Genomic DNA, 15,795 nt, shown 5'->3' with positions numbered 1-15,795 from the left:
AGGAAAGCATGATGCTTGGAGGAAATCAACATGGAAACTTCGACAATCTACGTCAGCCATGCGCTGCCAGCGCGCGGCCTGTTGCGGCGCGTCGACAAGGCGCTGGGCCGGGTTGGCGGACTGCCGGCCAGCGCGCGCCAGGCCAGCCAGCATATGGTGGCGCTTGAGTTGCGCGACGACGTTTTCTGCTGGCCTTGCGTATTGCAGCGCATGGGCAGCCGCGCCGCGCTGGCGGGCCTTGCCTTGCGCCTGGCATCTGCCTTCGGCTCCAGCCACGCCATCGTGACGCCGCGCGCCGGGGCGGGCGCCGGCACGGCGTGGGATGATTTTGCGGCCGAGGCCACGCTGCCTGAGATGCTGGCGCACCTGGAAGCCTGCGCAGGCTCCTGCATCTACCTGCTGTCCGATGGCCACCTGGCCGCGGCGCCGGATGCCCGCCTGGCAGGCGGCTATTGCGTGTTCAGGAAGCCGGCATAAATATTTGCTGCACTGCGATTATTGGATAGTTTCCGCGAGGAACCTGTGGTCTATCATGGCCGTATCAAGAAATCGCGGAGGTGCCGAGAGATGGTGTACTTGCTTACTGCATTGCTGGCCGGGGTGGCAGTGCTGATGCTGTGCCTGATCGCCCGCCTGGGACGCAAGTCGCAAGCCCTGCTGGCTGCGACGCTGCCGTGGCTGATCAATGTCGGCCCGGCGCTGGCAGCCGGTTCCGACCACCTGGTGCGCTCGGTGATTTTCGCGGCAGTCGCCAGCCCGCTGGTGTTCGCCCTGATCTGGCATATGCCTATCGTCCGCGTGGACGAGGCGTGATCGCTTACTTTACCGCCTTCTGCCTGGCGGCCCTGGGGATCTGGCAGTCGCGGGCGGTAAGCCGGAAACGCGCTGTGCTGGGCCTGTTCGGAACGGCAGCGATCATGCTGCTGCTGGCCGCGGTGGTGTGGCAGCTGACGCGAACCATGTCCGACGTGCGCTACGCCTTGTTGCTGGCTGCGGGCTATGGCTTGGCGGGCGCCGCGCGCCTGCTCCTCAAATCCGGCGCTTGACCGCTTCCACGTAGGCCGCGCCGTCCGGCGGCACGCCGCGGCGCTGGGAATTCCAGATCATCTCTCCCAGGCACTCCATGATTTCGTGGTGCGCGGCGTGTTCGGTGCCCAGCTTGCGCGCCAGTCCAACAAAGGCTTCGCGAATGCCGCGCGGCTGGTCGATCGACAGCTGTTCGGTGATCGACAGGTGCATCGACAGGTGCAGGAAAGGGTTGGCTTCGCTGCCTTCGACCGAGTAGTCGCGGGCGATGGCCGCTTCCACATCCTTCAACTGGTCGTGGTACTCGGGGTGCGCCATGATCCAGTCGCGGGCGATCAGTTCGATCGGGTCCATGATTTCGTTGGCGTTGGCTTTGCGGTAGACGTCGCAGAAGAAGCGGCGAACGTCGTGGGAAGACGGGGTAAACATGCCGCCATTGTACCTTGCTGCGCCAGGGTGTATCCTGCGCCCCTTTCTTCGCTGCTTTTTTGATAATGCCGGGATTCCTGCCGTTTTTCTTTGTCGACCATGCGCTCTATGAAGGCGCGCCCAAGGTGCCGGCCGCCATCGTGCTGCCGGTGAAGGTCGAGGGCGTCGATTGCTATGCGCAGCTCGACACCGGTGTCGCGGGCGCCGTCGTCTGGCATAGCGAGGGCGGCGAGGGACGCAAGGAGGTGACGCTCGAACTTGCCGGCTTGCGTCGTGCGGTCGCCGCGAGCTCCGCCAGCCTTGCCTTGCTGGAGCAGGGGCGCTGCACCGAAGGCGTGATTGCCACCATCGGCAACGAATTCTTCGAACAGGGCACGCTGGAGCTCGACCTGGCCGGATCGCGCTACCGCTGGCAGCAGGGCGCGGCGCTGCAGCAGGCAGCGGACGCGCAAGCCATGCGCTACGCGCGTTGGGGCGGGGCGGGCGGCCAGCCCCTGGTGACGGTGCGCGTGGCCGGCGGCGAGCCGCAGGCTGCCCTTCTCGATACCGGCTCCGCGGCGTTTGGCCTGAACGGCCATTCGGCGCAGGCGATGGCCGCGCTGACCGGTGGCACTGCGCTGCGCGACGAGCGGCGCTTTTCTGCCAACGCGTGGGGCAGGCAGCTGCCTTGCGTGATGGGAACGGCGCCGCGCACCCTGGAGATCGGCGACAGCATCAAGCTGCCCGCCTTCCTGGCCGGCTATTGCGAGGGCCTGGGCTTCGAGCCTGGCGAACCTCTCGCCGGCGTGGTGGGCTTGCACCACTTGCTGGGCAAGCTGCTGGTGATCGACTATGTGTCGCAGCGCTGGGCCTTGCGCCAGCCATAAAAAAAGCTGCCCTCTCGGGCAGCTTCTTCATTCTTTCGTTACCAGTTCCGTTGGCGGCGGCGTCACCGCGGGCTGCTGCGGCTTGTCGCTGCTGCGCTGTCCACGCTGGCCATGCGGCTGGCGCAGGTAGCGCGAGGAATGGCGGCGGTCGCCATGCGCCGGCCAGGTCAGGAAGCGCGATAGCTCCTGCAAGGCGCGCTGGTAGACTTCGCGCTTGAATTCGATCACCACGTCCAGCGGAACCCAGTAATCATGCCAACGCCAGGCGTCGAACTCGGGATGGTCGGTCAGGCGCAGGTTCACGTCGTTGTCGCGCGCGCACATGCGCAACAGGAACCAGATCTGCTTCTGGCCACGGTAATGGCCGCGGATTTCCCGCTTGATGAAGTGATCAGGCACCTCGTAACGCAACCAGTCGCGCGTGCGGCCGATAATCTTGACGTGCTCCGGACGCAGGCCGATTTCCTCTTCGAGCTCGCGATACATTGCTTGCTCCGGCGTTTCACCGTACTTGATCCCGCCTTGCGGGAACTGCCACGAGTGCTCGCGCACCCGCTTGCCCCACCACACCTCGTTATGCGAGTTGAGCAGGATGATGCCGACGTTGGGGCGAAACCCTTCACGATCGAGCATATTGCACCTCAAACTTTCTGTGGCCGAGGCGTCCTCTTATATTTTTGACTACAAATCCAACTGCAATAGCGCTCTTTGTATAAAGTTTGGACGCATCGGGCCAGCTAATCCTTTAAAATTAGGTCGATTATAACTCTCTCTTTTTAAAAAGAATTCACCGATATGCGTGCATCTCGTTTTTTTATTTCAACCCTCAAGGAAGCTCCATCTGACGCGGAGATCGTCAGCCACCAGTTGATGATGCGCGCGGGCATGATCAAACGCCTCGGTTCCGGCATTTATACCTACATGCCGATGGGCCTGAAAGTGATCCGTAAAGTCGAAGCCATCGTTCGCGAAGAAATGAATAATGCCGGCGCTATTGAGCTGCTGATGCCTCTGGTGCAGCCGGCGGAACTGTGGCAGGAAACCGGGCGCTGGGACAAGATGGGTCCGGAGCTGCTGCGCGTCAAGGACCGCCACGGCCGCGACTTCGCGATCCAGCCGACTTCCGAGGAAGTGATCACCGACGTGGTGCGTAGCGAGATTAAATCCTACCGCCAGATTCCGTTGAATTTTTACCACATCCAGACCAAGTTCCGCGACGAACGCCGCCCGCGCTTTGGCCTGATGCGCGGCCGCGAATTCACCATGAAGGATGCTTATTCCTTCGACCGCGACCTGGAAGGCATGCAAAAGTCGTACAAGATCATGTTCGACGCCTACACCCGCATCTTCACCCGCTTCGGCCTGAAGTTCCGCGCGGTGGCGGCCGACAACGGCGCCATCGGCGGCACCGGTTCGCATGAATTCCACGTGATCGCCTCCACCGGCGAAGACGCCCTGGTGTACTGCCCGACCTCCGACTACGCGGCCAATATGGAAGCGGCGGAAGCGGTGGCCACCGGCACCCGCGCCGCCGCCGGCGCCGCCCTGGCCAAGACATCGACCCCGAAAGCTGCCAAATGCGAAGATGTGGCAAAGCTGCTGGGCATCGACCTGAAGCTGACCGTCAAGACCATCGCCCTGACCGCCGACAAGGAAGACGGCTCCAAGCAGCACTTCATGCTGCTGCTGCGCGGCGACCATGAGCTGAACGAGATCAAGGCCAGCAAGGTGCCCGGCCTGGCCCAGAACCGCTTCTCCACCGAAGCCGAAATCCTGGAAATCTACGGCTGCAAGCCTGGCTACCTGGGGCCGATCGGCGCCAAGGGCCCTGTGACCGTGGTGGCCGACCGCACCGTGGCGCTGATGTCCGACTTCGTGACCGGCGCCAATGAAGAGGATTACCACTACACCGGCGCCAACTGGGGCCGCGACGTGGCCGAACCTGCCATCGTGGCCGACCTGCGCAATGTGGTCGAAGGCGACGCTTCGCCGGACGGCAAGGGCGTGCTGGCGATCGAGCGCGGCATCGAAGTGGGCCACGTGTTCCAGCTCGGTACCGCTTACTCCGAATCGATGCAGGCGACCTTCCTGGACGAGAACCAGAAGCCTGCCCCGCTGCAGATGGGGTGCTACGGCATCGGCATCACCCGTATCCTGGGCGCCGCCATCGAGCAGAACTTCGACGACAAGGGCATCATCTGGCCGACTTCCCTGGCGCCGTTCGAACTGGTGCTGTGCCCGATGGGCATGGACCGCTCGGAGCTGGTCAAGGCAGAAACCGAGAAGCTGTACAACGCGGCCGTGGAAGCGGGCATCGACGTCATTCTGGATGACCGCGGCCAACGCCCAGGCGCCATGTTCGCCGACTGGGAACTGATCGGCGTGCCGCACCGCGTGGTGATCGGCGAGCGTGGCCTGAAGGAAGGCAACCTGGAATACCAGGGCCGCCGCGATACCGAAGCGACTGCCGTGCCGGTCGCCGATGCCCTGGCCTTCATCAAGGGCAAGATCCAGAAGTGATCGCCATGGCAAGGGATTTGCCAAAGCAGGGACGTGACCGCCGCCGCTGGTGGGCGCGTCCCCTGCGCTGGTGGCATACGCTGGCCTTCGCCACCGGCGTGCTGTGCGCGCCGTTCGGCTTTGCCGGCAACCAGAAAGAAGAGGCGCTGGCCGACAGCGTGCGGCTGGCGCTGTCCAACGCCATCATGGATGCCCGGCCGCCCAAGCCGGTGTTCCTCAACCCCACCGACCGCGCACAGTACGACAGCTGGTATGCGGCCATGTCGGATCGCCTGAAGCGCAAGCTGCCGGACGAATTCACGCGCCGCGAATTCCTCGAGACCGCGTGGTACGAGGCGCGCCGCGCCGGCCTGGACCCGGGCCTGGTGCTGGGACTGATCCAGGTTGAATCGGCCTACCGCAAATATGCGGTGTCGATCGTCGGCGCGCGCGGCTACATGCAGGTGATGCCGTTCTGGACCAATGTGATCGGCGACCGCGACCGCTCCAAGCTGTTCAATATGCAGACCAACCTGCGCTACGGCTGCTCGATCCTGCGCATGTATATCGACATGGAGCAGGGCAACCTCTACCTGGCCCTTGGCCGCTACAACGGCAGCCGCGGCCGGCCTGAGTATCCGAACGCGGTGCTGGCGGCGTGGAACAAATGGAAGCTGTAGCCGTCTTGCGCCGGCTTGGCATGCTGCTGGCGGCGGCAGCCTGCACGGCGCCGTCGCTGGCGCTGGCGTGCAAGAGCGATCCGCCCGGCGAGGAGGACAGCCTCACCATCTGCCAGGAAGACTATCCGGCCGATGCGCCGCGTTTCGAGGATTATCCCGCCAGGCCTTATACGGGCCCGGTTGCGGCCGTGCGCTGGCGGGCCGACCCGCAGGCGCGCCTGTACCGCACCATGTTGAAGAAGGCGGCGCAGGAGCAGCGCCCGGATTTCGCCGGCCATTTCATCGTGGCGCAATGGGGCTGCGGCAGCAGCTGCGTGATGAACAAGATCATCGATGCCCGCACCGGCAAGGTATTTCATCCGGCCGGTGTCGAAACCAATATCGTCATCAATATCGACGGTCCCTTGTTCGATAGCGGCGGCATGCTGCGCTATCGCGTCGACAGCCGCCTGTTCATCCTGATCGGCGAGCCTGAGGAAGACGAGAAACGGCGCGGCATTTCATTTTTCGAATGGACCGGAAGCCGCATGAAGCTGCTGCGCCACGTCAAAGTTCCGCGTGCGTGACATTCCGTGCATATGTGTGCGGGCGGCGGCGATTACACTTTGCGCCTCTCCAACACACGCAGGTGCGCAACCATGCAATTGAATAAGATCCTGATTTCCCTGGCCTGGCTGGCCTTTGCCGGCAATGCCGCGGCATTGTCCTGTGACGAGCAGCTTGGCAAGGCAAAGGCCGCCGAACTGGTCAAGCAATGCAAGAATGTCTCTCCCGCCACGCGTCCGCCATGCAATGCCGCAAACAGCTGCGAGATGATCACCGATGAAATCAAGCGAGGCTGCAAGATCCTGGGCGATGATGCGCCCGCGTATTGCCCGCCCGTCCCGACCGAACTCGTCAAGGGCAAACTGGTCGGCGGCGGCGGCCTCGATAACTATTCCTTGAAGATCCGCACGGAGAACGGCAAGGAGATCCAGGCCTATTGCACGACCCACTGCGGCGACTGGTTTACCGAGCCGGACAAGGACGACGTGGTGACCTTGAAACCGAGCTTGCGCGGCAAGCCGGTGAGCGCCCGCATCGCCACCGAACGCAATAATGGCCGCATCGCCGGGCCAGACGATGCCGACAGGCTGGTCTTCATCAAGAGTGCCGCCATCGGCGGCAATTAACGCGGCAGCAAGAGCGCGCTGGCGCTGACCATCGCGAATAGCAGGGCGCCCAGCGGCAGCAAGCCGTAATGCAGGAAGGGCGCCACCAGTTGCGTGGCGCCCGCAACGCAGGCAAAGGCCAGGAACATCAGCAGGCCCGCGCCCTTGCCGGCATCGTCCCCGGCCGCATGCAGCGCGCCGCCCATGGTGGCGGGGCCGCGCAGGCCAAGGCCGCCGCAGAACAGGGCCGCGAGCACGGCCAGCGCCACCAGGCCGCGCGTGCCGGCCAGGCCCGCCAGGGCCATTCCCATCAAGCCCGCGCCTGCCAGGAATTGCAGCAGCGTCCCGCTGCGCACCAGCCATTGCTGGCCAAGCCGCTTCACCAGCCTTACCGCGGCCGAGGCGCCAAGCATGAAGGCCAGCACGCCGCAGATCTGCAAGATGGCGAAGGCTTCGATTCCCAGCCCGAGGGCATGCGTGACCAGCACCGGCGCGCTGGCGACATACATCAGCAGGGCGCCGAACATGAGGGCGTAGCTCAAGGCGTAGCGCAGGTAGCGGCGGTTGCGCAGCAGCGGGGCATAGCCGCGCTGGGCGGGCGTCGCGGCGGGATGCGCCGATGCCGGGGCCGGCGGGCGGCCGACAATGCGCGCGACCAGCGGCAGCAGCAGGAGCGACATGGCGGCGATCAGCCAGAACGTGGTGCGCCAGTCGGCGTACAGCACGATCGCGGCGCCGGCTACCGGCCCCACGGCGGGAATGGTCGATTCGGCCATGGCGACCATGGCCAGCGCCTTGACGGCGTTTGCTTCGTTGAAGCGGCGCCGTATCAGTGCGGGGACGGCAACGGTGGCCGCGCCTGCGCCCAGTCCTTGCAGCAGGCGGCCCGCCAGCATCCAGTCGATCCCCGGCGCCATGGCGCACACCAGGCTGCCGCCGCCAAGCAGGACGGTGCCCGCCATGATGGTGCGGCGGTCGCCGAAATGATCGGCGGCCCAGCCCCAGGCGAGCTGCGACAGGGCCAGCGCTGCCATGAACAGCGCCATGGTCGCCTGTGCGGAAGGGATCGAGGCGCCAAGCTCCGCGGCCATCACCGGAATGGCGGGCAGGTACAGGTCCGAGGCCAGCAGGCCCAGTGCGGTCAGGCTGGCGAGGGGAAGGGCGAGGCGGTGGAGTGCTTGCATGGCGGCCGGCTAATGCTCAACATGGGCGGAGCGCCAGATGAAGAAGGGCAGCACGGCTGCTCCCGCAATCACCATCAGGGCGGCAGTGCCGAACGTGATGAGTGCCGTGTCTTCCACATTGCCCCTGGCCGTGCACTGGATGGCGGCGGCGGCGACGGCATGGCTGGCAAACTGCAGCAGCGACAGTCCGGCGCGCGCCTGCTGGCCCGCCGCTTTCAGCGCTCCCGCAGCCAGCGGCATTGCGCAGGTCGAGAAGCCGCCGCAGAGCATCGCCCAGCAGCCGAGCAGGTAGTAGAAGGGATCGACCCCTTTCTCCAGTTCGTTCCAGGCCACGATGAAAACGGCCATCATGATCATCATTGCGATGCCGCCTGTGACCCGTTGCCTCGTCGGCCCCTCCGGGCTGCTGTAAGACAGCAGCAACATGATTGAAGCGCCGGCGGCCTGCAGCAGTGCAATGTGGCCGGCGCCAAGCCCCAGGTCCATGGAGGCCATGACTGGCAGGGCAGCTGCGCCGGCCGCCAGGGCGCCGAAGCACATGGCATGGCAGGCGGCATAGCGCAGGTAGGCAAGGTTTCCCATCAACTCCCCGAACTGGAACCTGTCGCCGGCACTGATGCTGCCGGCCGGGGTGGACGCCAGCAGGACGAGCAGCAGCAGGCCCGCCGCTGCCGCCAGCCAGAACGCTTGGCGCCAGCTGGCGCACAGCACGAACAGCGCCCCAACCGCCGGCGCCAGGATCGGAATGGCGCCATCGGCCAGCAGCCGCAGCCCGCGGCTTGAATGGGCCCGCATCAGCAGGGGCAGCAGGGCCGCCGCCGCACCCACGCCAAGGCCCTGCAGGATGCGCCCGGCCTGCAATTCCCACGGTGCCTGGGCCAGCGCGCACATGGCGCCGCCGGCGCCGAACAGCAAGGCGCCGGCAAGCAGTGCTGTGCGCTTGCCCAGCGCATTGGCGGCCCAGGCCGACAGCAGGTGGGACGATGCCAGGGCTGCCATGTACACAGCCAGCAAGGACCGGGTGGCGGGAAGGGACAGGCCGAGCTCCTTGCCGAGCGCCGGCAAGGCGGGCAGCACGGCGTCGAAGGCCAGCGGGCCGAGGGCGGCCAGGCTGGCGAGCGACAGGGCAGTGTGAAGGCGTGGGTGCATAAAAAATAAAAGCCCCGAGCGCGTGGCGTCGGGGCTCCTCGAATGGCTGCAACAGCCAGAAGCAGCTTATTTCAGGTGGTCGGAAATCAGCTTGGTCATTTCAAACATGGAAACCTGGGCTTTGCCGCCGAAGACAGCTTTCAGCTTGTCGTCCGCATTGATCATGCGGCGGTTTGCGGCGTCCTGCAGGTTCAGTTTCTTGATGTAGTCCCAGACTTTCTTGGTCACTTCGGTACGCGGCAGCGGTGCGGAACCGACTACGGCGGACAGTGCGCTCGATGGTGTCATCGCCTTCATGAAGGCTGCGTTAGGTTTACGTGCGGCTGGTGCGGCTGCTTTCTTTGCTGCTGGCTTGGCGGCTGCCTTGGCCGGTGCAGCTTTTTTTGCTGCTGGCTTGGCGGCGGCTTTCTTTGCTGCTGGTGCTGCTTTCTTGGCTGTTGCCATATTCGAGCCTCCTTAACAAACAAATGGATAATTGCGCAATACTATCGCACGGCTAATATTGGCGGGGGTTTGCAGCTTGTGCAAGTGTTTTTGTGGGTTTTTTAGGGGAAACAAGACTTAAACACAAAAAAAGCCGCCCGAAGGCGGCTTTTTGCGGCTTGGCGGGGCTTAGCGCATGCCCGGCATCATGCCTTTCATCGAGCGCATCATCTTCATCATGCCGCCGCCGGACAGTTTTTTCATCATGGTTTGCATCTGTTCGAACTGGGTCAACATGCGGTTCACTTCCTGCACCTGGACGCCGGCACCGGCCGCGATACGGCGCTTGCGCGCCGCCTTGATCAACTCCGGCTTGGCGCGTTCCTGCGGCGTCATCGAGTCGATGATGCCGACCATGCGGCGCACCTGCTTTTCGGCCTGGTCCATGTTGGCGCCGGCCGCCGCTTGCTGGAACTGGGCCGGCAGCTTGTCGAGCAGGCCGGACATGCCGCCCATTTTCTTCATCTGCGCCAGTTGCGCCTTGAAGTCGTTCATGTCGAACTTGCCGCCCGACTTGACCTTGGCTGCCAGCTCGGCCGCCGCCTTGGCGTCGACGTTCTTCTGCGCTTCCTCGACCAGGGCCAGGATGTCGCCCATGCCCAGGATGCGGTTTGCCATGCGCTGCGGGTCGAACGCTTCCAGGCCGTCCAGTTTTTCCGACACGCCGGCGAACTTGATCGGCTTGCCGGTGATGTGGCGCACCGACAGCGCCGCACCGCCGCGCGAATCGCCATCGAGCTTGGTCAGCACCACGCCGGTCAGCGGCAGCGCATCGTTGAAGGCCTTGGCGGTGTTGATCGCATCCTGGCCCAGCATGGCGTCGACCACGAACAGGGTTTCGATCGGCTTGACCGCGCCGTGCACGGCGGCGATCTCTTTCATCATCTCTTCGTCGATACCGAGGCGGCCGGCGGTGTCGATGATCAGCACGTCATGGTGGTGCTTCCTGGCCCAGTCGAGGGCAGCCAGGGCGATGTCGACCGGCTTGTCCTGCGCGGTGGAAGGGAAGAAGTCGGCCCCGACCTGGCCGGTCACCGATTGCAGCTGGGCGATCGCGGCGGGACGGTAGACGTCGGCCGAAACGGTCAGCACCTTCTTTTTCTTCTGCTCTTTCAGGTACTTGGCCAGCTTGCCGACAGTGGTGGTCTTGCCCACGCCCTGCAAGCCCGCCATCAGGATGATGGCCGGCGGCTGCTGGGCGAACGAGAGCTGGGAGGCTTCCACGCCCAGGTCGGCGCCCATCAGGGCGCCCAGTTCGCGCTGCACCACGCCGACCAGGGCCTGGCCCGGGGTCAGCGAGGAAATCACTTCTTCGCCGAGGGCTTTCTCCTTGACCTTGGCGATGAATTCGCGCACGGCCGGCAGGGCGACGTCGGCCTCCAGCAGCGCCATGCGCACTTCGCGCAGCATGTCGGCGGTGTTGGATTCGGTCAGGCGGGCCTCGCCGCGCATCGTCTTGACGACTTTGGCAAGGCGCGTAGTCAGGTTGTCTAGCATTGGTGGCCTACTAATTAATAGAGAGTGGCGCGATAAGCGGAAAATCCCGCCATTTTACCTTAGGAGCCGGCTTCGGCGGCAGCGTCCGGCGGTGACCCCGGGTCTCTCACGAAATGTCACTATCTTGCACAAATTTGCGAAATAAACAAAGTTTCTTCTTGACAAGACATGCGACCCACGTGCATCTTGTTCATAAATTAATTTTATGGATAAACCTTGTGCAGACGCTGGCCGTTCCAGACCTGATCAATCTATTCGCGCCCGGCCGGCGGCGCGCACTGCGCCATTGGCGCCTCGCTGCGCTGGCGGCAGCGGCCTGCGTCGCCCTGTACATCGGCTGGCAGCTGGCGCGTCCCGCCATCGTCGACCAATTGGCCGAGGCTTTCCCGCCAACGCTTGAAACCCGGCTGGGGCAGGACATGCTGCGCGAACTCGATAGGCAGGCGTTGCAGCCCAGCGAGCTGTCGGAAACGCACCGGGCCCGCATCAGCGGGGCCTTCGCCAGCCTGCAGGCGCCGCATGAGGGCGCGCCGCGCCACCGCCTGCTGTTTCGCAGCAGCCAACTGGGCGCCGCAGCCTTCACCCTGCCATCGGGCGACATCATCCTGACCGACAGCCTGGTGCTGGCGCTGCCCGACGATGGCGCGGTGCTGGCGGTACTGGCGCACGAGCTGGGCCACCAGCAGCAGCGCCACATGCTGCGCCGCCTGGTGCAGGAAGCCATGCTGCCGGCGGCAAGCGCGGTGGTGCTGGGCGACACCAACTGGCTGGTTTCCAGCATGGCGGCGCGGGCGCCGCACCTGGAGTGGCCGCAACAAGCTGAAATCGAAGCCGACAACTACGCCGCCGACCTGCTGGAGCATAACGGCCTGTCCTTGCGTCTGCTGACCGAAGTGCAGGAAGCGCTCAGCGGCGCGGCCGGCACCACCGGCGCCACCGGCACCACCGGCATGCCCGGCGCCGAGCGCGCCTACCTCGCGATCCATCCCCCGTGCGCGGAACGCCTGGCGCAACAGCGCGAACGCAGCGCCCTTTAAGCGCCACTGCCTTCAATGTATGATGGGCGCGCGGCCGCGCAGGCCAAAATTCACTAAGGAGACCTGGATGAAACTGGAACGTATCGGCAAGGCGGCGGCCCTCGTGGCGCTGGCAAGTTTGGTGGCTGCTGGAAGCGCGCAGGCGCAGGAAGTGGTGCGGCTGGGGAACCTGAAGTTCGCCCACTACGGCGCCGTGTCGTACATCAAGGAGATCGCGCCGAAATGCGGCATCAAGGTCGAAGAGCGCGTGTTCGCCAAGGGCCTGGACGTGATGTCCGCCGTGCTGGCCGGCGAGCTTGACGTGGGCGCCACTGCTTCCGAGGCGGCCATCTCCGGCCGCGCCGGCGGCGCCCCGATCTACGTGGTGGCCGGTTTCGCCAAGGGCGGGGCGCGCCTGGTGGGCCGCAGCGACCTGAATCTCAAGTCGGTCAAGGACCTGAAGGGCAAGAAGGTCGGCGTGACGCGCGGCGGCATCCAGGAAGTGCTGCTGCTGGCAGAACTGCAGCAGGCCGGCCTGACGGTTTCCGAGCAGCCGGGCAAGGACGTGCAAACCGTGCTGCTGGCCTATGCGGACCTGAACCAGGCCCTGCTCGGCAAGCATATCGACGCCATGATGCAGTCGGAGCCGCAGTCGTCGCAGGCCATCAACAAAGGCTACGGCACCGAGATCCTCAAGCCTTACAACACCCCGATCGGCGAGCCGATCCGCACCATGGTGATGACCGAGAAGTTCTACAAGGAGCGCCGCCCGGTGGCAGAGAAGTTCATGCGCTGCTTCGTGGAGGCGACCAAGACCTTCATCGACCAGCCGGCCACCGCGGAAAAATATGTGCGCGACACCGTGTTCAAGGGCCAGATCACCAGCGACGATTTCCAGGACGCGATCGGCAACTCGCCGTATTCGTACGACGTGACGCCTGAGCACATCCAGGTCACCACCGACATCATGGTCAAGACCGGCGTGGGCAAGATGGCCAAGCCGCCGGTGGCCAAGGACTGGGTCAAGACTGATCTGCTGGACCAGGCCAAGAAATCGCTGGGCGTCAAATGAAGGTCGCATGGCGGGACGTCGCTGTCGGCCTGGTGGTGCCGGCAATGCTGGTGCTGGCCTGGCATCTCGTGACCTACCGCGGCTGGGTCAATCCGCAGGCGCTGCCGTCGCCGGAGGCGGTGGCGCGCAAATGGGTGGAGTACCTGCTGCCGCTGCAGCCTTATGACGGCAGCGGCAACTGGCTGGCCTGGGCCTTCTCCGGCGAATTGATCCACGATGCGATCGGCAGCATGTACCGCGTGCTGCTTGGTTTTGCCATCGGCGGCGGGCTGGCGCTGCCGCTGGGCCTGGCCATGGGCGCCAGCGCCCACGCCTACCGCCTGTTCAATGTGCTGGTGCAGATCATCCGCCCGGTGCCGCCGATCGCCTACATCCCGCTGTCGATGCTGTGGTTCGGGCTGGGCAACCCGCCGGCCATCTTCCTGATTTCGCTGGGCGCCTTCTTCCCGGTGCTGATCAACACCATCGCCGGCGTGCGCCAGGTGGACGGCATCTACCTGCGCGCCGCGCGCAACCTCGGCGCCTCCGGACCCACCATGTTCCTGCGCGTGATCCTGCCGGCCGCCGTGCCTTCCATCCTGGCCGGCGTGCGCATCGGCATCGGCACGGCATTCATCGTGGTGATCGTGGCGGAAATGGTGGCAGTGAACAACGGCCTTGGCTTCCGCATCAGCGAGGCGCGCGAGTACTTCTGGTCGGACAAGATCATCGCCGGCATGATCACCATCGGTTTGCTCGGCCTGGCCATCGACGTCGCCATGGACCGCCTGAACAACCACCTGCTGCGCTGGCACCGCGGCCTGGAGAGCTGAATGAGCGCTGCACATATCGAAGTCAAGGGCGTCACCAAGGTCTTCGGCACCTCGGTGGTGGCGCTGCAGGGCATCGACCTGGAGATCCCGCGCGGCCAGTTCGTCTGCCTGCTGGGGCCTTCCGGCTGCGGCAAGTCGACGCTGCTGAATGCCATCGCCGGCTTTTCCCCGCCCACCGGCGGCAGCATCGTCGCCGACGGCAAGCCGGTGGCCGGCCCGGGCCCGGAGCGCGGCATGGTGTTCCAGGAGTACGCGCTGTTCCCGTGGATGACGGTGGCCGACAACGTGGCCTTCGGGCTGGAGATCAAGGGCATGCCAAAGGAGCAGATCGCGTCCACCGTGGACAGGCTGCTCAAGACCCTGTCGCTGCAGGACTTCCGCCACCGCTTCCCGAAAGACCTGTCGGGCGGCATGCGGCAAAGGGTGGCGATCGCGCGCGTGCTGGCGCTCGATTCGCCGATCATGCTGATGGATGAACCATTCGGTGCGCTCGATGCGCTGACCCGGCGCGACCTGCAGGACGAGCTGCTGCGCATCTGGGACCAGCAGAAAAAGACCATCATCTTCGTCACCCACAGCATCGAGGAGGCGATCTACCTGGCCGACCGCATCGTGGTCATGACCTACCGCCCCGGCACGGTCAAGCGCGACATCCTGGTCGACATGCCGCGCCTGCGCGATCCGTCGTCGCCGGAATTCAATGCCCTGAAGCGCGAGCTGGGGCAATTGGTGATGGAAGAACAACAACGCCATCACAACGACGAGTTGCGCGCGGCGGCGGTGGATTAGCAGGGGTCTGGCACTGACCTGTGACACGCGCAGCGTGTTGCATGTCAGTGCCTGACCCCATGGTGTTCAGGTGTTAAACTTACCGGATGCAAACTTACTTCCTGCTCGCAGCAACGCTGCTTTACCTGATTTGTGGTTTTCTCCCGTCGCGTAAATCCGTGCCTATCGCCGCGCTGACGGCCGGCGCCTGGCTGCTGCACGGGGCGGCGCTGTGGGTCGACGTGATGGTGCCAGGCTCGCTGCGCATCGGCTTTGCTACCATGCTGTCGTCCGCGCTATGGATTTCGGTCGGCGCCTACTGGCTGGAGAACCAGAATTACCCGCTGGATGGCCTGCGCCGCATCGTCATGCCGGTGGCTGCCCTGGCGGTGGCCCTGCAGGCCGGCTTTCCCGGCTCGCTGGTGCCGATGGCGGGCCGTTCCACCATGCTGGGTTGGCACATTGCCATCGCCACGCTGGCCTACAGCACGCTGACCATCGCCGCCTTCCATGCCGTGCTGATGGCGCTGCAGGAGTCGCGCCTGCATACGCGCAGCGACAGTCCCGGCTTTTTCGCCGCCGCACTGGACCAGTTGCCGGCCCTGCTGACGATGGAAAAGCTGCTGTTCCGCCTGATCGCCTTCGGCTTCGTGCTGCTGAGCCTGACCGTCCTGTCGGGTATCGTCTTCAGCGAAGAATTGTTTGGGCGGGCGCTGAAGTGGGACCATAAATCGGTGTTCACCCTGCTGTCCTGGGTCCTGTTCGCAGCCTTGCTGGCCGGGCGTCATTTCCGCGGCTGGCGCGGCAAGACGGCCCTCAGCTTCACGCTGGCGGGTTTTGCGACCCTGCTGCTGGCCTATGTCGGCAGCCGTTTTGTCCTGGAAGTGGTTTTACGTCGAGGTTTGGCATGACACGACTCCTGTTCTGGCTGGCGCTGATCTTCCTGGTCATCGCCGCCGTCCGCAGCAAGCTGCGCAAGATGAGCGGCCCGCCGCAGGACGGTAGCTCGCCTGCGCCGCAACAGCCGCGCGCGGCCGAGCCGCAACAGGCCGAGAAGATGCTGCAATGCGCCCATTGCGGCGTGCATTTCCCTGCCTCCGAAAACGTGCCTGCCAACGGCCGTGACTACTGCTGCGCGGCGCACGCCCCGCATTAAGCCGCAG

General features: G+C 64.8%; 20 protein-coding genes. 14 read left to right on the top strand and 6 right to left on the bottom strand.

Translation table 11 applies throughout. From position 1 onward, the window contains the following. The first annotated feature begins 30 nt into the window (after positions 1-30). From ACN9MY_RS27765 to ACN9MY_RS27755, 3 genes are all read left to right on the top strand, one after another. Positions 31-477 (top strand): hypothetical protein, encoded by a 447-nt coding sequence (locus ACN9MY_RS27765; RefSeq protein WP_426164955.1) that lies wholly within the window; start codon positions 31-33, stop codon positions 475-477. A 90-nt stretch (positions 478-567) separates the two neighbouring features. Continuing rightward, positions 568-813: a hypothetical protein gene (locus ACN9MY_RS27760; protein WP_426164953.1), complete on the top strand. Its 246-nt coding sequence runs from the start codon at positions 568-570 to the stop codon at positions 811-813. Further along, positions 810-1,046 carry a hypothetical protein gene (locus ACN9MY_RS27755; protein WP_426164951.1) on the top strand — a complete coding sequence of 79 codons (237 nt, stop codon included), beginning with the start codon at positions 810-812 and terminating at the stop codon, positions 1,044-1,046. The genes ACN9MY_RS27760 and ACN9MY_RS27755 overlap by 4 nt, the downstream gene beginning before the upstream one ends. On the opposite strand, the gene ACN9MY_RS27750 is transcribed toward ACN9MY_RS27755, so the two are convergent. After that, positions 1,030-1,455, bottom strand: coding sequence for a DUF1841 family protein (locus ACN9MY_RS27750; RefSeq protein ID WP_426164949.1), 426 nt, complete (start codon positions 1,453-1,455; stop codon positions 1,030-1,032). The genes ACN9MY_RS27755 and ACN9MY_RS27750 overlap by 17 nt on opposite strands. A gap of 65 nt (positions 1,456-1,520) precedes the next feature. Here ACN9MY_RS27750 and ACN9MY_RS27745 point away from each other — a divergent pair, with 65 nt between their 5' ends. Continuing rightward, complete coding sequence (locus ACN9MY_RS27745; RefSeq protein WP_426164947.1) at positions 1,521-2,321, top strand: hypothetical protein; 801 nt, start codon at positions 1,521-1,523, stop codon at positions 2,319-2,321. A gap of 27 nt (positions 2,322-2,348) precedes the next feature. On the opposite strand, the gene ACN9MY_RS27740 is transcribed toward ACN9MY_RS27745, so the two are convergent. Continuing rightward, the gene (locus tag ACN9MY_RS27740) at positions 2,349-2,954 is read right to left on the bottom strand and encodes an RNA pyrophosphohydrolase (protein ID WP_057260876.1); all 606 of its coding nucleotides are present in this window, start codon (positions 2,952-2,954) and stop codon (positions 2,349-2,351) included. 162 nt (positions 2,955-3,116) lie between these two features. Here ACN9MY_RS27740 and ACN9MY_RS27735 point away from each other — a divergent pair, with 162 nt between their 5' ends. From ACN9MY_RS27735 to ACN9MY_RS27720, 4 genes are all read left to right on the top strand, one after another. Beyond that, positions 3,117-4,841: a proline--tRNA ligase gene (locus ACN9MY_RS27735; RefSeq protein ID WP_426164945.1), complete on the top strand. Its 1,725-nt coding sequence runs from the start codon at positions 3,117-3,119 to the stop codon at positions 4,839-4,841. A 5-nt stretch (positions 4,842-4,846) separates the two neighbouring features. After that, complete coding sequence (locus ACN9MY_RS27730) at positions 4,847-5,500, top strand: lytic transglycosylase domain-containing protein (protein ID WP_426164943.1); 654 nt, start codon at positions 4,847-4,849, stop codon at positions 5,498-5,500. Next, on the top strand, positions 5,488-6,066 hold the full coding sequence (locus ACN9MY_RS27725; protein ID WP_426164941.1) for a hypothetical protein: 579 nt from the start codon (positions 5,488-5,490) through the stop codon (positions 6,064-6,066). Before ACN9MY_RS27730 ends, ACN9MY_RS27725 begins: the two co-directional genes overlap by 13 nt. Before the next feature lie 72 nt (positions 6,067-6,138). Then, a complete protein-coding gene (locus tag ACN9MY_RS27720) occupies positions 6,139-6,672 on the top strand; it encodes a hypothetical protein (RefSeq protein WP_426336426.1) in 534 nt (177 codons plus the stop codon). On the opposite strand, the gene ACN9MY_RS27715 is transcribed toward ACN9MY_RS27720, so the two are convergent. The 4 genes from ACN9MY_RS27715 to ffh form a co-directional block, all read right to left on the bottom strand. Beyond that, entirely contained in the window at positions 6,669-7,835 is a 1,167-nt protein-coding gene (locus ACN9MY_RS27715; RefSeq protein ID WP_426319280.1) for an MFS transporter, read from the bottom strand. The genes ACN9MY_RS27720 and ACN9MY_RS27715 overlap by 4 nt on opposite strands. 9 nt (positions 7,836-7,844) lie before the next feature. Further along, positions 7,845-8,984, bottom strand: coding sequence for an MFS transporter (locus tag ACN9MY_RS27710; protein WP_426319279.1), 1,140 nt, complete (start codon positions 8,982-8,984; stop codon positions 7,845-7,847). A gap of 66 nt (positions 8,985-9,050) precedes the next feature. Continuing rightward, the gene (locus tag ACN9MY_RS27705; RefSeq protein WP_055929217.1) at positions 9,051-9,428 is read right to left on the bottom strand and encodes an SWIB/MDM2 domain-containing protein; all 378 of its coding nucleotides are present in this window, start codon (positions 9,426-9,428) and stop codon (positions 9,051-9,053) included. 168 nt (positions 9,429-9,596) lie between these two features. Continuing rightward, positions 9,597-10,964: a signal recognition particle protein gene (ffh, locus tag ACN9MY_RS27700; protein ID WP_426164932.1), complete on the bottom strand. Its 1,368-nt coding sequence runs from the start codon at positions 10,962-10,964 to the stop codon at positions 9,597-9,599. A 218-nt stretch (positions 10,965-11,182) separates the two neighbouring features. On the opposite strand from ffh, the gene ACN9MY_RS27695 reads away from it, so the two are divergent. From ACN9MY_RS27695 to ACN9MY_RS27670, 6 genes are all read left to right on the top strand, one after another. Continuing rightward, complete coding sequence (locus tag ACN9MY_RS27695; protein ID WP_426336425.1) at positions 11,183-12,001, top strand: M48 family metallopeptidase; 819 nt, start codon at positions 11,183-11,185, stop codon at positions 11,999-12,001. A gap of 67 nt (positions 12,002-12,068) precedes the next feature. Next, complete coding sequence (locus ACN9MY_RS27690) at positions 12,069-13,052, top strand: ABC transporter substrate-binding protein (protein ID WP_426164928.1); 984 nt, start codon at positions 12,069-12,071, stop codon at positions 13,050-13,052. A 44-nt stretch (positions 13,053-13,096) separates the two neighbouring features. Continuing rightward, positions 13,097-13,864 (top strand): ABC transporter permease, encoded by a 768-nt coding sequence (locus ACN9MY_RS27685; RefSeq protein WP_426172322.1) that lies wholly within the window; start codon positions 13,097-13,099, stop codon positions 13,862-13,864. After that, the gene (locus ACN9MY_RS27680; protein WP_426336424.1) at positions 13,865-14,653 is read left to right on the top strand and encodes an ABC transporter ATP-binding protein; all 789 of its coding nucleotides are present in this window, start codon (positions 13,865-13,867) and stop codon (positions 14,651-14,653) included. 86 nt (positions 14,654-14,739) lie between these two features. Further along, positions 14,740-15,543 (top strand): cytochrome C assembly family protein, encoded by an 804-nt coding sequence (locus tag ACN9MY_RS27675; protein WP_426336423.1) that lies wholly within the window; start codon positions 14,740-14,742, stop codon positions 15,541-15,543. Further along, positions 15,540-15,788 (top strand): PP0621 family protein, encoded by a 249-nt coding sequence (locus tag ACN9MY_RS27670; RefSeq protein ID WP_426336422.1) that lies wholly within the window; start codon positions 15,540-15,542, stop codon positions 15,786-15,788. The genes ACN9MY_RS27675 and ACN9MY_RS27670 overlap by 4 nt, the downstream gene beginning before the upstream one ends. Positions 15,789-15,795: the final 7 nt, after the last annotated feature.

The organism is Pseudoduganella sp. R-31 (genome assembly GCF_049913235.1).
GTDB lineage: Bacteria > Pseudomonadota > Gammaproteobacteria > Burkholderiales > Burkholderiaceae_D > Rugamonas.
Note: the sequence above shows the minus strand (reverse complement) of the source record. Positions and strands in the feature narration are given on the sequence as shown.